This window comes from Ruegeria sp. CDSA021 (genome assembly GCF_059612325.1).
Genome location: NZ_JBXWQJ010000015.1, coordinates 12,252 through 26,284 on the forward strand (window position 1 = coordinate 12,252; position 14,033 = coordinate 26,284).

Below are 14,033 nucleotides of genomic sequence, written 5' to 3' on the forward strand. Positions count from 1 at the left end.
TTATACCCGAGTATTGGTGGGGTAAGCGGTGCTGTTTGATGTTAAATAAAGCTATGAAAACAATTTCCATTGTTTCGCCATGCTTCAATGAAGAAGAGAACGTGGCGAATTGTTATGAAACCGTAAAGGCGATTTTCGACAAGGAGCTGCCGGGCTACAGGCGCGAGCATATCTTTATCGACAATGCCTCCTCTGACCGGACGGTGGAAATCCTGCGCGAAATCGCCGCACAGGATCAGGACGTGAAGGTCGTGGTCAATGCCCGCAATTTTGGGGTGTTCCGCTCAACCTTCAACGGGCTGCGCTATGCGACCGGCGACGGGATTGTCGTCATGCTGCCCGTTGACCTGCAGGACCCGCCCGAGCTGATCCCTGAATTCGTCGAATTGTGGGAAAGCGGTTATGACGTGGTGGCCGGTGCCCGCAGCACCCGCGAAGAAGGGTTCGTGATGCGCAACGCACGCGGCCTTTTCTATCGGATCGTCAACGGGTTGTCGGATGTCTGGCTGGAGCCGTCGGTCGGAGAGTTTCAGCTGATCGATCGTAAGGTTCTGAAGGCGGTGTTGGCGCATAAGGACCACTATCCCTACATCCGTGGCATCATCGCAAGCTGTGGCTTCCGTCGGATCATCAAGCCTTATGTTTGGAAGGCTCGTGCCAAGGGGCTATCAAAACACAGCCTGATGGCGCTGATCGATCAGGCGTTGAATGCGATCTTCTCCTTCACGCGGGCCCCGATGCGGTTCTGTACAATCAGCGGGTTGGTGATCGCGATTGCCTGTATCCTGTTCTCGCTCATCTCAGTGGTGCTGTTTTTCGTCAATCCCGATCAGGCACCGCGCGGGACGACGACCATCATCGTATCCCTGTTTTTCCTGTCGGGCATTCAGATGCTGTTCATCGGGATGTTGGGGGAATACATCACCTCGATCCATAATCAGGTGCGTGGCGGACCCATCGTCACCGAGCAGGAACGTATCAATATCGAAGGTCCCGCTCGGGACCCCGCTCTGGCCAGAGAAGAACATCTGGCATGATCGCGCAGACAATCCGGTGGCAATGGCCCTGCCTTGCTCTTGTGTTCTGCGCGTGTGCAGGTCCTGCCTGGGCCGTGGATGCGCCTGTCACCAATGCCACGCTGGCCGAGTTACGCATGTGGTTTATGGTTATGGCTGCGGCTGCAGTGGTTCTTATCGGAGCCTTCTGGTCGCGCGGATTACCTCTGTTTGGGGCGCTGGCCGCTCTGGTTCTGTTGGGCAGTTCCGCCCGGCTGTGGTTGACTCAACCGCTCTGGTTTCCGCGGCTTGAGATTTCTGCTGATCCGCCTGAAAACCTGATTATGCTGATGATATTGGCCGCACAGGCGGTGCTGGCGGGCGTTGTTCTGACACGCCCTGCAGGCCGGGAGGCCGTTAGGGGTCTTGTCGCCGGAGCGGGGATTGTCCGCCTGTTTCTTCTGATAGTTCTGGTTGCGGTCTTCTGCCTGTCCGCAACGCCTTATGTGGCCTATGGCTATTACATGGCGTTTGGACTGCAGATCGGTGTTGGTGGTGCATTGTCCCTTGTTCAGATGGCCACGCTGGTCGCCATGTTCGCTGTGGCAGGCCCCGATCGCATGCCGCGTATACCAGTTACGGCTCTGGCGGCCTTTGCGGCGGTGGCCAGTGCGATCCTTGCCTGGACCGCGTTCGACCGCGTGCCCCATGTCGAGGATGAACTGGCCTATCTCTTTCAGGCACGGACCTTTGCGGCTGGTACGCTCTGGGCTCCGGTCCCACCCGAAGCTGCGCAACCCGCGTTGGAATATTATCTTCTCGAGGTGCATGAGGGCAAATGGATCAGTGTCCCGGCGCAAGGCTGGGCCATTGTTCTGAGCCTTGGGGTTCTGATGGGGGCTCCCTGGGTGATCAACCCGATCCTGACCGGGATATCGGTCTGGCTGGCCCATGACATTGTCCGTCGTGCCATCAGTCGTGAACGTGCTGATATGGTCGCGTTGCTGATGGCAACCTCGCCCTGGGTGCTGGCCGTCGGGGCCACGCTGATGACGCATTCCGTGATGCTGGTCGTGGTGCTTCTGGCCTGGTGGTGCCTGATCCGGGCCGGAGAAGGCTCGGCGCAGCGGGCGATCCTGCTGGCATTTATTGCCGGACTTGCGCTGGGATGGAGCTTTGTTACCCGACCACTGGACGCACTGATTGTCGGAGGGTTGACTGGCTTGTGGCTGCTGCGCCGTCTGCCCGGAGGGGTCGGGCAGGTGCTGGCCTGCGCCGTGGGCGGTGTCCTGTCCGGGTCCGTCTTTTTGCTGCTCAACTATGGAACCACCGGCGATGTGCTGCTGACCCCGCAATCCGATTACCTGAGCCGGCTCTGGCCCGACACGAAAAATGCGTTCGGCTTTGGTCCCAATGTGGGACCACCCGCCAAAAGCTGGGGCGCGTTGGATATCTGGGTTGGTCACAGCCCGGCCGAGGGTCTGCTGAATCTGATCAACGGGATTGCCTCGCTCAACCTTGAACTTCTGGGCTGGACCTTCGGGTCACTGATCCCGATCTGGATTGTCTTCATCTGGCGCAAGCGCCTGACCGGATTCGACCGGGCCATGTTGGTGATCTTTTTGACCCTTGTGGGTGTGCTGTTCTTCTATTGGTTTACCGGCACTTTTTATCTGGGGCCACGTTACTGGCATACGGCACTTTTGCCGTTTCTGGTTCTTTCAGCGGCTGGGATCGAGGCGGTCAAAGACCGGCTACCGGAACAGTATCACGGTCGTCTGCACTGTATCGTCATGCTGCTTTGCGCAGTCTCGGTCGTTAGTTTCACCTCATGGCGTGGGGTTTCGAAATACGATGGATACGGTGGCTTTACCGGAGACATCAGACGTCAGGCACAGGCCGCAGAGCTGAGCAATGCTCTGGTCTTTGTCTCAACAAATGCCAATATCGGATCAGCGCTTTATCTCAACGACCCGTTCCTGCCCAAGGGCAAGCCGATTTTCCTGCGCGATATGGGCCCTGAGCAGAACGCAGCCATCATCGCAGCCTTCCCTGGGCGCGAGATTGTCTATCTGGGAGACGGTGAATAGGCCCGTGGGCCTATTCGGCGGCATGCTGATTTTCACTCGGTACGAAGTTGCGCCGGAAATCCTTGGCAAACATCGTCCGGGTGAACCGGCCCAGCCCCGAGGCATGTTCGCCAAAGGTTTCGATCCGTGACAGCAGGGTGGTTTTCACCCGTTGATCGACCTGGGTCTGGAACTCGCGGGGCGCATCGAACTGGTAATCCTGCAGCACGCCTTCATATCCCGAATTCCGCCAGGCCTCGACATCGAAGGACGAGCTCCAGACGGGTTCATGTTCCAGGGTTTCCGAGAAAGGCACATGCAGCATCACAGCGCTGTAGTAATTGATGATCGTGTCGAGCATCTTGTGCGCTTTGTGGTCGTCCTTGTCCAGAAGGTCGCTAATGGCCCGTTTCAGGAAATCAAGTGCTTCATCCAGCACGATGAACCGGCCAATCATCGAGTATTTGCTGAGCAGATTGCCCCCCAGTTCACCGCTGATTAGGCCGTCATAATTTTCCTGCGCCCAGGCGACACAGTCGGCGCGGGTTTCGAACAGCTCCTGCTGGTTTTCCTCCAGATAACCGGCCACCGCATCCCGGAAGGGCTGGGGGGCCTGATCAAGGATCTCCTGCATGTGTTTGACGATCAGGAAGGGCCGGATGCCACGGGACCGCGCCAGCCGGAAGGCTTCTTCGAAATTGTCTTCGTAATAGAAGATCGTCAGCAGCAGATGGAAAACGCGGGTGTCCAGGTAATCCTGGAACGAGAATTGCTCAGATTCCACTACCATCTCTTCGGTTTCGACCACGGTCGGACCGTTATATTTACCTAGGCAGCGAGCGACGACCCGGTGAAGGGTCTTGAAGCCGAATTTCTCGCGGCTGTCGGGATTGGCCAGCGGTGCGCCATGCAGCAGCATCAACTGGTGCGCAGCCACCCGACTGACGCCGGTCTCGATTAGCTGATCGACGGCATCCATGAAGGATTCCCTGGTTTCACCGGGCATGCACAGGATCAGTTCGCCATAGGATTGCATACCCTTTGAATGAAGCTCCTGCTGTACCTCGGTATAGGTGTCCAGGCTGATATTGTCGCGTTTGATATTTTTCAGAACTTCCGGATTCAGAGACTGAACTGACGAGGTCATCGGCAACCGGCCCTTGGCCTTGCGCATCACCTTGATGATCCGGTCGCCCCGGTTCTTGCCCGTGGTTGTGCGGATGTATTTGGGCCAGTCGTACCGGTCCATCAGATGGCCCAGATAATCGGCCACCTCTTCATCCTGCACATACATGCCGAAATTGTCGTCAGCAAAACAAAGCGGGCTGGCATGGTTGATGCGGGCCACAATGTAATCCAGATCGGCCTTGGTCCGCTCAAACGAATGGCGGAAGACTTTCGAGTTCGATTTGACCGCTGAATTGCAGAAAGCACAGGTGAACGGGCAACCACGGGCCAGCTGCATCAGCGCAAACAGACCCGTGTCAAAGAACTTGTCCATCAACCCGGCAAGATAGGGCGAGGGGATCTCGTCCAGATCACGGATGCGGGGCGGTTCGCCCCCGCGCAGGATCTCTCCGGTTTTGGGGTGCACGTAAAGCGCGCCATCGACGGCCTCTTCCCACATGCCTTCGCGGCGGGCGCCGATATCGATGAAACGCTGCAACGTGCTGAGGAACGCGCGCTCGCCCTCATAGGTGGGGCCGCGCACATGCATGTCGATCTGCGGCATGGTCCGGATCCAGCTGTCCTGTTCGTCTTCGGTCAGCGGAAAGTTGGGGCCACCCATCAGGGTCAGGCTGTCGGGATTGACCGTTTTCACATAGTCGGCAAAGGACAGGGCCAGATGGTGATTCCAGGAATAGCTGGAAAAGCCGATCACATCGGGCGGAGCTGTGTCGATTGCGGTTTTGAGCTCTTGGGGGTCACGGAAGATCGCAACATCAATCGGTGTTGGGCTTTTCGCATAAGCTTGTGCGAAGGTCGCAAGATTTCCGACACCCAGCGGGTAGGTGTCCGATGTTGCAGTAACGAGGTTGTGGCCGAGATCGGCAAGGTAAAGACGCATTAGTTAACTATCCTCGCGGTACAGTTCTTATGTCAAATTTCAGACTCCATGGTCAGTTCGGTCTTCAACGGCTTTTAAGCCAGAATATTATATTCAAGCATTTTTTACATCTCCTGTTGCCATGGAAAGCGATCTGTCAGCACCCGGGAAATCAGGATGAAGGCTAAGATTGCGGCCGGAAGGACGATCATTCCCTGCGCAATGATTGGTTGAAATCCCATGGACAACAGGCCCTCCAGCGATAGGGCATTGAATGCATAAACCACCAGGTAGGACAGGATATAAAATGGCAACCGACCCAGGCCCTTGGTGTCAAACACAAGCCGGGCATGGGTCATGAAATTCCACAGAACTCCACCGGAAAACGAGATAACCAGTGCGACTTGCGGGGGCAGGCCAGACAGATTGAGAATGGTGAAGAGCGCATAGCCGAACGCCGTGTTCAATACGCCGACCATAGCGAAGCGCATGAAGGATTTCTTTCGGGGAACAAGCAGTTTCTTCACGTCTGCCCCCCTTCGGATCTAAGAATGTCTGCCACGCCCGAGGTGATGTCATGTTGCGGTACAAAGCCGGCCTCACGTCGCAACCGGGTTACATCTGCTGCCAGCCGGGCAGGATCGTCTGCTGCGCGCGTGATCGCACCCAGCCGGATCAGATCGGGGTGATGCATTTGTTTCGCGACCTCTTCAATCAGGGCCCGGACCGGGATTGCGGTGCCGCTGGCGACATTGACCGGGCCGGTCACATTCGTCTCCAACAGTCGCAACAGGGCGCGCGCCAGATCACCAACATGCAGGAAGTCGCGCTCCTGCAGGCCATCGGTGCAATCTACGGGTTGGCCCGCTTTGAGGTTCGAAATCAGGTCGCCGAACAACCGCCCCGGCGGTTCGCCGGACCCATAAACAAAAAAGATACGGACCCAAGCCAGTGAAAGGCCAAGCGAATCCTGCCCCGCACACAGTGCCATGCCGGTTCCGGCCTTGGCTGCGCCATACAAGGTGCGTGGTCGCAAAGGCGTTGCTTCGATCAGCTCCGGTACCGACCAGTCATATTCGGCACAGCTTCCGGCGCAGACCGCGCGCTGGCCGCCTGTACGCGCGAATTCCCGTACCAGATGCAATGTAGCGGCCATCCAGTCCAGATTAGCCGGAGAGGTCCAGCGATCGCGTGGCCCGTCATGCCAGGCCAGATGCACCAGATGACTAGCGCGGGCTGCTTCAACGGCTGTTGAGGTGGCGTCGGGGTCCAGCAGATCACAGGGGATGTCGCTGGCCGGATTGCGGCCCAGCGTCACGACCTCATGACCCACCTGCGTCAGAGCTATGGCTGTCGCGCGTCCGATCAATCCGGTTGCGCCGGTCAGCAGAACCCGTGCCATCAGCTGATCCTGACCTCCGGTACGGCGGTTACGAACCGGGTGCCATGTGCTTTCAGGTCGGACAGTTGATCCGTGACCTCATCCCGGATGTTCCAGGGCAGGATCAGAACGTAATCCGGCGGTGCCTCGCGCAATGCTTCGACCCCATGCACGGGGATATGGCAGCCGGGCAACAGCGTGTTTTGCTTGGCCGGGTTGCGATCAACGCAGTAAGAGATCAGATCGGGGCCGATCCCGGCATAGTTCAGCAGCGTGTTGCCCTTGGCGGCGGCACCATAGGCGGCAATTGTGTCACCCCTGGCATTTGCTTCGCGCAGGAAGCCAAGCAGCCCGTCGCGCAGCGCTTCAACCTGACCGGTGAAATTCATATAGCCTTCCGGGCGATCGAACTGCGCCGCAGCCTCGTCCGCGCGGACTTTGGCCAGACCGGGCCCTTCGGGGTGGCTGGCACCCTCAAGGCAGGCGAACACCCGCAGCGAACCGCCATGGGTGGGCAGTTCCTCGACGTCGAAGACACGCAGGCCCGCCTTGGCAAAGATTTTCTCGACCGCCAGCAGTGACAGATATGAATAATGCTCGTGATAGATCGTGTCGAACTGCACTTCGTTGATCAGGTTCAGAAGGTGCGGAAATTCGACCGTGTAAACCGCATTACCCGTAAGAAGCGTGGCAATGCCGGCGACGAAATCGTTGATGTCAGGCACGTGCGCCAGCACATTGGCCGAAGCGATCAGCGCCGGAGGTTTCTCAGCCGCAGCAACTTTTTGCGCCAGCGTTTCGCCGAAATAATCAACCAGCGTGCGCACGCCCTTTTCTTCGGCCGCCGCTGCCACACTGCCCGAAGGTTCGATCCCCAGAACCGGGATGCCTTTCTCGACGAAATACTGCAGCAGATATCCGTCATTCGAGGCGATCTCGATCACCAGATCATCCGGTCCCAGATCAAGCCGGTCGACCATTTTCTCGGCATAGGCCTTGGCATGGGCCAGCCAGCTGTCCGAATAGCTGGAGAAATAGGCGTAATCGGCATTGAAAATCTCGTCCGCGGGCACCGCATCTTCGACCTGCACCAGATAGCAGTCGTTGCAAACCCAGGCATGCAGCGGATATCGCGGACAGGCCGTGCCCGCGCGCTCGGGCGGGACATAGGAATTGGCCAGCGGTGAAAGCCCCAGATCGACCAGCGTCTGGGTCAGGGCTGTGCCACAGCTCCGGCAAGCGGGGTGTGTCATTGCGGCATCCTCCAGCGCAGATCCTCGCTCAGTGTGCCAGTGCGGATATGCTCTTCGAGCGCTTTCAACCGCATCAGCGGGGACGATCTGAAATCGGCATCGCCAAAGTTGATATCGTTCAGCAGTTGCAACAAATCCCGGATGGTGCCTGCAAGCGTCTGCACTGGCTGATGTTCGGGTGCCAGTTGTTTGTAGAGCGAAAAGTCGACCTTGTAAGATCGGTTGTCGGGTGAGGCATCGGGATTGATCGAGTAACTGGCCCCGGGGACCGCTTCGGCCACGGCCTGCGCCAGATCGCGGATCTGATAGTTCCACACATCCGACCCGGCATTGACCGCCAGCCATTGACCTCCGGCATCCTCGGTTCGGGTGATGGCCCAGTCGATGGCCCGCGCCATGTCGCGCACATCGATCAGTGGCCGCCAGGGGCTGCCATCGCTGAGCACCGTGATCTTGCCAGCAGTGACCGCACAGGCGGCGAAGTCATTCAGCACCAGATCCAGCCGCAGCCGGGGCGACGGCCCGCAGGCGGTGGCGAAACGCAGCGCGGTGCGCAGCATCCCCGGCGTGTCCATGGCCGCCAGCGCGCGCTCGGTCCCGATCTTGCTGCGGGCATAGGCGGTCAGCGGGTTCAGGGGCGCGTCTTCGGATCGTGCATCGCCTTCGGCGAAACCATAGACCGAGCAGCTGGAGGCAAACACAAAGCGCGACACCCCCGCCTCGGCGGCCAGATGTGCAGCTTGGACAAGGGCGTCCTGATTGATTTCGGTGGTGACGGTTTCGAACCGGGCACCCATCGGATCGTTCGAGATGGCCGCCAGCGCAACAACCGCATCCGCCCCTTGGAACAGTGACGCATCGATATCGCGAATATCCGCGATGATCTGCTGGTTCAAAACCCGCTCGGGCCACGCGTCATGTGTGGTCATCCGGTCCGAGAAAAAACCGGGATCAAGGCCGATCAGATTGGCGTTGGGATAGGATTTCCGCAAGGTCGCAGCCACGACCGGGCCAATATAGCCCAGATTGCCAAGCAGGATAATTTTCGGAGCGGAACCCAGCGTCATTCCCAGACCTTCCATGGAGCATTGCCTGCCTGCCAGCGCGCCTCAAGCTGACGGCGGTCGCGGAGCGTATCCATCGGCTGCCAGAAACCTTTATGGCGAAACGCCATCAGGTCGCCTTCTGCGGCCATCGTTTCAAGTGGGGCGCGTTCCCAGATCGCGCCGTCCTCGTCCAGCAGATCACCAACCGAAGGATGCAGCACAAAGAACCCGCCATTGATAAAGCCACCGTCACCGCCCGGCTTTTCGGCAAAACGTTCGATCTGATCGCCTGCCAGTTCCAGCGCGCCAAAACGTCCCGGCGGCACGACTGCCGTCAGAGTGGCGCGTTTGCTGTGGCTCTTGTGGAATGCGACCAGCGAGTTGATATCGATATTCCCGACCCCGTCGCCATAGGTCATGCAAAAGGCTTCTTCATCCTTGAGCAGATGCATGACTCGGCGCAGCCGCCCCCCGGTCTGGCTGTCCTCGCCGGTGTCGACCAGCGTCACGCGCCATGGTTCCGATTTACTGTTTGCAATCTCAAGTCCGCCATTGGCCAGATCGATCGTGACGTCCGAGCTGTGCAGAAAGAAATTCGCGAAGTATTCCTTGATAACGTAGCCCTTGTAGCCGAGGCACACGATGAAATCGGTAATGCCATGAGCTGCATAGATTTTCATGATATGCCAGATGATCGGTTTACCACCGATCTCAACCATGGGCTTTGGTATCCTGACAGTTTCTTCGCTGAGCCGGGTGCCTAAGCCACCGGCCAGAATAACGCACTTCATAAAATTGCTCCCTCGTTAACAACGAAGCCAGCCACCAATCTGCGGATCCTGAACCCGAACCCAATGTGACTTGATCCTACAAACACTCGCAAGCAGTAGGACGGGAGCGGTGCGCCCATGTCAAGATTCACAATGCTCCGAGTCGTGATGCATCCGATTTCCGTGTGCTCTGGTATCTAGGTATGCACAATATGATGGATGGGGAGATATTGTTGACACGTCCTCCCGCGTCAGAACTATGGACAGATCGCAACACATTCTGTGGTACGAATGGATGGCGGGGGAGGGTCGGAGACATGGAGCCTGCCACCGCAACGCTTCGGATTTGACAATAGTGGGGTTAAAACGTGCAAAAGCAGATTTTGATATAAATAACTATTTATTAATCAGTATATTGAGTTCTTTGTCCGTTGCCTGAAGAGCGGTAGAGATTGTGTTCCCTGCAAGCCAGATATCCGGCTTGCAGGAGAGGTGATCGAGGCTTCCGGGTGTTCCGGAGCTTTGGGTTCGGGCGCTGTCATTGCCGACTTATTCATGCTTCCGTTTCGCCCTGCAGAGAGTGAAACAAATGGCGGGTAGGTTTTCCCTTTTGGGAGCCATTAGGAATTTGTTGTGAATCTCGGATAACCTCTTATAGCCTTAGGTCAGTGTTTTGGTATGGGTGTTAGTCATTTGAAAAAAGATATTGTTCCCGTTGTAGTCATCGGTGGTGGTCCTGCAGGGCTGACAGCAGCCTATGAACTTCAGAAACTGAGCGACACACATGTTCCCCGGGTGTTTGAAGCCTCGGACATGGTTGGTGGCATCTCACGAACCGAAACGCATAAAGGCTATCGCTTCGATATTGGTGGTCACCGGTTTTTCACCAAGGTGCGTGAGGTCGAAGAGATGTGGCACGAGGTGATGGGGGATGATTTCATCACAGTGCAACGCCTGAGCCGCATTTTCTACAGAAATAAATTCTACGATTACCCACTGCGTATCTTCAACGCTCTTGGCAATATTGGGCCTTACGAGACGTATAAGATTGTCGGCAGCTTCATCAAATGGAAGCTGCGGCCGAAGCCGCAGGAAGACACGTTCGAAGAATGGGTAATCAACCGTTTCGGCGGACGGCTCTACATGCATTTCTTCCACAGCTATACAAAGAAGGTCTGGGGTATTCCGCCGTCGGAAATCCGCGCCGACTGGGCCGCGCAGCGGATCAAGAACCTGTCCCTGCCCAAGGCGGTCTGGAACGCGATTTCCGGGGCCAATGACACGGCCAGCCTGATCGAGGAATTCCAATATCCCCGTCTGGGGCCCGGTATGATGTGGGAAAAGACCCGCGATCTGATCGGGGAAAAGGGCGGTTCGGTCGAAACCCATTCCGAAGTGATCCAGGTGAACCGCGATGGCAATCGCGTCACCTCGATCGATGTGCGCCACTGGACCGAGGATGGCGAAAAACACACTGAGCGGGTGGAGGGCACAGAGTTCATCAACTCGATGGCGGTGCGCGATCTGATCCACGCTTTTGACCCGCCGCCGCCGCCCGAAGTTGTCGAGGCGGCAGACCGCCTGCGGTATCGTGATTTCCTTATCGTGACCCTGATCCTGGATCACGCAGACCCGTTCCCGGACAACTGGATTTACATCCACAGCCCGCAGGTGAAGGTTGGTCGCATCCAGAATTTCCGGGCCTGGTCGGCAGAAATGCTGCCCGATCAGAACACTGCCTCGATCGGGATGGAATATTTCTGTCAGAAGGGTGACGGGTTGTGGTCCTCAAGTGACGAGGATCTCAGGCATCTTGCCAGTGAAGAGCTTGAAAAGCTTGGTCTGGCCAAGGCCAGTGATGTCATCGATCACGCAGTTATCCGGCAGCCCAAGGCTTATCCGGTCTATGACAGCGAATACAAGGACGCCCTGGACACGGTCAGCGACTGGCTGAAGACGCTGGAAAACTTCCAGACCGTGGGTCGCAATGGATTGCACCGCTACAACAACCAGGATCATTCAATGCTGTCGGCGATGTACGCGGCGCGCAATATCCTGGGTGAAAATCATGACGTCTGGGATGTCAATGTTGAGCGGTCCTATCACGAGGAGTTCGAGGCCGACGCCAAGAAGAAGTCTACTTCCAAGGGGGCCTTCAGAAAAAGTACCGCGCTCTGATCCCGGACCTTCAGCCCCGGGGGCTGCGCATTTGCAGATTCAGAGTGATTTGAGCTGGCCATGTCTGCTGGGTGACCTGAAATGCACATGAAGCGGATTCAGGTTTTTGTTTCCTCAATTCCGCCAATGTAAACAGATCGGATGTATTGATATCGCATTGCGCCTGCAATCCATCCGGCTGGCATAAAATCCGTAACCTGACGAGAATTACATGGTATCAGGAAATTGGTTGATTGAGGAAGCTTACATTCAGCAGGAAGCCAATATGGTTTTCGCGGTGCAATTTGCGACTGCTGTATTTTGATGAGTTTGTATAAGACGTGATGGTATTGCGCCTTTCAATAATCCTGATTGTGCTGACCGGCATTGTGGTGGCTGGTCAGGATCTTGCGGCCATGCTAGCAGCAAAGTCGGCACTAGCAGATGGTGCCTCGCCCTACTTCATCGTAAGTGAAGTGCTGTTCTTGTATGTCTGGGTGCCGCTGGCGGTTATGTCGGCATCGGCGTTGTTTGTTGCGCCGGGCCTGCTTTTGGCGTTGGGAATTGCAACGCCCGGGGATCGTTTCGAGCACTGGCTGCTCAAGGGATTCACGTTTTCCCTGTTTGGTGTGCCCGCCGTCGCGGCTGCACTGCAGGCCACCAGCGGTATTACCATGACCGAGGCGACCTTCACCATTCTGGTCGTTCTGCTCTGCCTGCCTGGCATTGGTCTGATCTCCACCCGATCCGGTCCGGATATCTTCCGAGGCAGGGGATGGGATGTCGTCGGCATGATCCTGCTGCCGCTGGCGGTGCTGATCCTGATGACGCCCAAGTTCTATTGGGAAGCGCTGAATGATGACGGCGCACATAGTTTCCTGAACGCGATGCTGTTCATAACCCGTGGCCTGCCGCTCTGGCCGCCGGACTCCGGTGGGATCGGCGGGTATCCGACCCCGAAGATGATAACGGAGACCTTCTTGCAAACCGGGTTTATGCGGTTCTTTGGGCCCTATGAGGTTTCTATTCGCCTGGCCTATCTACCCGGCCTTTCGATCCTGTTTGGGGTCATGCTGGGATTTGTGCGCAGCCCGGACGGGCGTACCGATGCGCGCTCTGTTCTCGGGCTTGGGGCTGCGCTGCTTCTGTTTTCCTTCGTGATGGCATTCAACCCGTCTTACAACCCGTATTTCGCCGATATCGCCTTGCCCATGACGCGCGAGCCGATGATCCTGCTTGGGGTCCTGGGCTATATCTTGTTCTTTACCGAACGGAAATTTGGCTGGATGGCGGTTGTGTCCACGCTGGCTTTACTGACCGCGCCGAACGGTATTCTGCTGATCGGCTTCTTCCTGGTCTCTTATTTCGTGCTGACCCAACCTTTGCCGTTCCGGCAGGTGATCGCTGGAGGAGTGATCGCCGTTGGCATCGTGATCCTGGCATCGCTGCTTGAAATGGTGCTGCGGTCGTCGGGGCTGACAAGTGTGTCCAGTGAGTTCAACACGAGCAGCATCCTGCGCCGCCTGCGGTTCGTCACGATCTTTGACACCGGACGGTTCCTGTTCTGGTTGCTGCCCTGCGGGATATTGCCCGGTCTAGCCCTGCTGGCGTGGCGCTGGCAGGACAAATTGTCCAAAGCCCTGACCCTGACCGTTATCTCCTATGTTCTGTTTTTCTATGTTCAGGCCTATCGCATCCTGCCGCATCATTTCGCACCCGCCGCAGTCATTCCGCTGATCATTTTCTGGCGCCTGCGTCCAGTTCAAGCCGCGCCTGCACCGGCGCTGGTCGGTGCGCTGGCCGGGGTGGCGATCAGCGCCTGGATCAGCTGGCCGGAGTCAGTGCGCCCGTTTACCCAGACGCGGAACTTGGGGCATCGCATTGCGATTGAAACCGAGACCGCCCCGTTCCCTGATCTGGACGAGATGCGCGTCGTGCAGGCGTTGCTCGATGAAGCCTTCCCGCCGATCTGGACACAGGCCGAGCTTGAAAACCGCTATATGGCCGGTGGGCTCTCGGTTTATGTGTACGCCGGAATGCCCGTACCCGACGACACTGTCGCGGACTATTTCATCCGCCCCGCATCCGAACCCTTGCAAGACGGAGAGACCATGATCGGCGCAGTGGTCGAAGATCGGATTCTGGTGGTGCGTGATCGGGCAGCTTACGAAAGCGACCTTGGGAACACCAACGTTCCGATCAGCATTGCGCGTGTCTATCATGTGCCATTCGACACAATTTTCGGACGTGGAACGCGCGAAACGCTGTATCCGGTGTGGGATATCGCGAAAATTGCAGGGTTAAGGTAGCCGATG

The 14,033-nt window shown here is 57.3% G+C and carries 10 protein-coding genes; 4 read left to right on the forward strand and 6 right to left on the reverse strand.

Annotation, left to right across the window (positions count from 1 at the left end; translation table 11 throughout):
• Positions 1 to 53: 53 nt before the first annotated feature.
• Both AC2FLD_RS17875 and AC2FLD_RS17880 read left to right on the forward strand, forming a co-directional pair.
• Positions 54 to 1,037 (forward strand): glycosyltransferase, encoded by a 984-nt coding sequence (locus AC2FLD_RS17875; RefSeq protein WP_496672074.1) that lies wholly within the window; start codon positions 54 to 56, stop codon positions 1,035 to 1,037.
• Complete coding sequence (locus AC2FLD_RS17880; RefSeq protein WP_496672076.1) at positions 1,034 to 3,085, forward strand: glycosyltransferase family 39 protein; 2,052 nt, start codon at positions 1,034 to 1,036, stop codon at positions 3,083 to 3,085. Before AC2FLD_RS17875 ends, AC2FLD_RS17880 begins: the two co-directional genes overlap by 4 nt.
• A gap of 10 nt (positions 3,086 to 3,095) precedes the next feature.
• Here the strand turns inward: AC2FLD_RS17880 and AC2FLD_RS17885 are convergent, their stop codons facing one another.
• From AC2FLD_RS17885 to rfbF, 6 genes are all read right to left on the reverse strand, one after another.
• A complete protein-coding gene (locus AC2FLD_RS17885) occupies positions 3,096 to 5,132 on the reverse strand; it encodes a B12-binding domain-containing radical SAM protein (protein WP_496672078.1) in 2,037 nt (678 codons plus the stop codon).
• A gap of 104 nt (positions 5,133 to 5,236) precedes the next feature.
• On the reverse strand, positions 5,237 to 5,638 hold the full coding sequence (locus AC2FLD_RS17890; RefSeq protein ID WP_496672081.1) for a GtrA family protein: 402 nt from the start codon (positions 5,636 to 5,638) through the stop codon (positions 5,237 to 5,239).
• Positions 5,635 to 6,513, reverse strand: coding sequence for an NAD-dependent epimerase/dehydratase family protein (locus AC2FLD_RS17895; RefSeq protein WP_496672084.1), 879 nt, complete (start codon positions 6,511 to 6,513; stop codon positions 5,635 to 5,637). The genes AC2FLD_RS17890 and AC2FLD_RS17895 overlap by 4 nt, the downstream gene beginning before the upstream one ends.
• Positions 6,513 to 7,745: a methyltransferase domain-containing protein gene (locus AC2FLD_RS17900; protein WP_496672090.1), complete on the reverse strand. Its 1,233-nt coding sequence runs from the start codon at positions 7,743 to 7,745 to the stop codon at positions 6,513 to 6,515. The genes AC2FLD_RS17895 and AC2FLD_RS17900 overlap by 1 nt, the downstream gene beginning before the upstream one ends.
• Positions 7,742 to 8,827, reverse strand: a complete 1,086-nt coding sequence (locus AC2FLD_RS17905; protein WP_496672093.1) for an NAD-dependent epimerase/dehydratase family protein — start codon at positions 8,825 to 8,827, stop codon at positions 7,742 to 7,744. The genes AC2FLD_RS17900 and AC2FLD_RS17905 overlap by 4 nt, the downstream gene beginning before the upstream one ends.
• Positions 8,809 to 9,582 (reverse strand): glucose-1-phosphate cytidylyltransferase, encoded by a 774-nt coding sequence (gene rfbF / locus AC2FLD_RS17910; protein ID WP_496672096.1) that lies wholly within the window; start codon positions 9,580 to 9,582, stop codon positions 8,809 to 8,811. Before rfbF ends, AC2FLD_RS17905 begins: the two co-directional genes overlap by 19 nt.
• A gap of 672 nt (positions 9,583 to 10,254) precedes the next feature.
• Between rfbF and AC2FLD_RS17915 the strand changes: the two genes are divergently transcribed.
• The gene (locus AC2FLD_RS17915) at positions 10,255 to 11,739 is read left to right on the forward strand and encodes an NAD(P)/FAD-dependent oxidoreductase (RefSeq protein WP_496672099.1); all 1,485 of its coding nucleotides are present in this window, start codon (positions 10,255 to 10,257) and stop codon (positions 11,737 to 11,739) included.
• A 323-nt stretch (positions 11,740 to 12,062) separates the two neighbouring features.
• On the forward strand, positions 12,063 to 14,027 hold the full coding sequence (locus tag AC2FLD_RS17920; RefSeq protein ID WP_496672102.1) for a hypothetical protein: 1,965 nt from the start codon (positions 12,063 to 12,065) through the stop codon (positions 14,025 to 14,027).
• Positions 14,028 to 14,033: the final 6 nt, after the last annotated feature.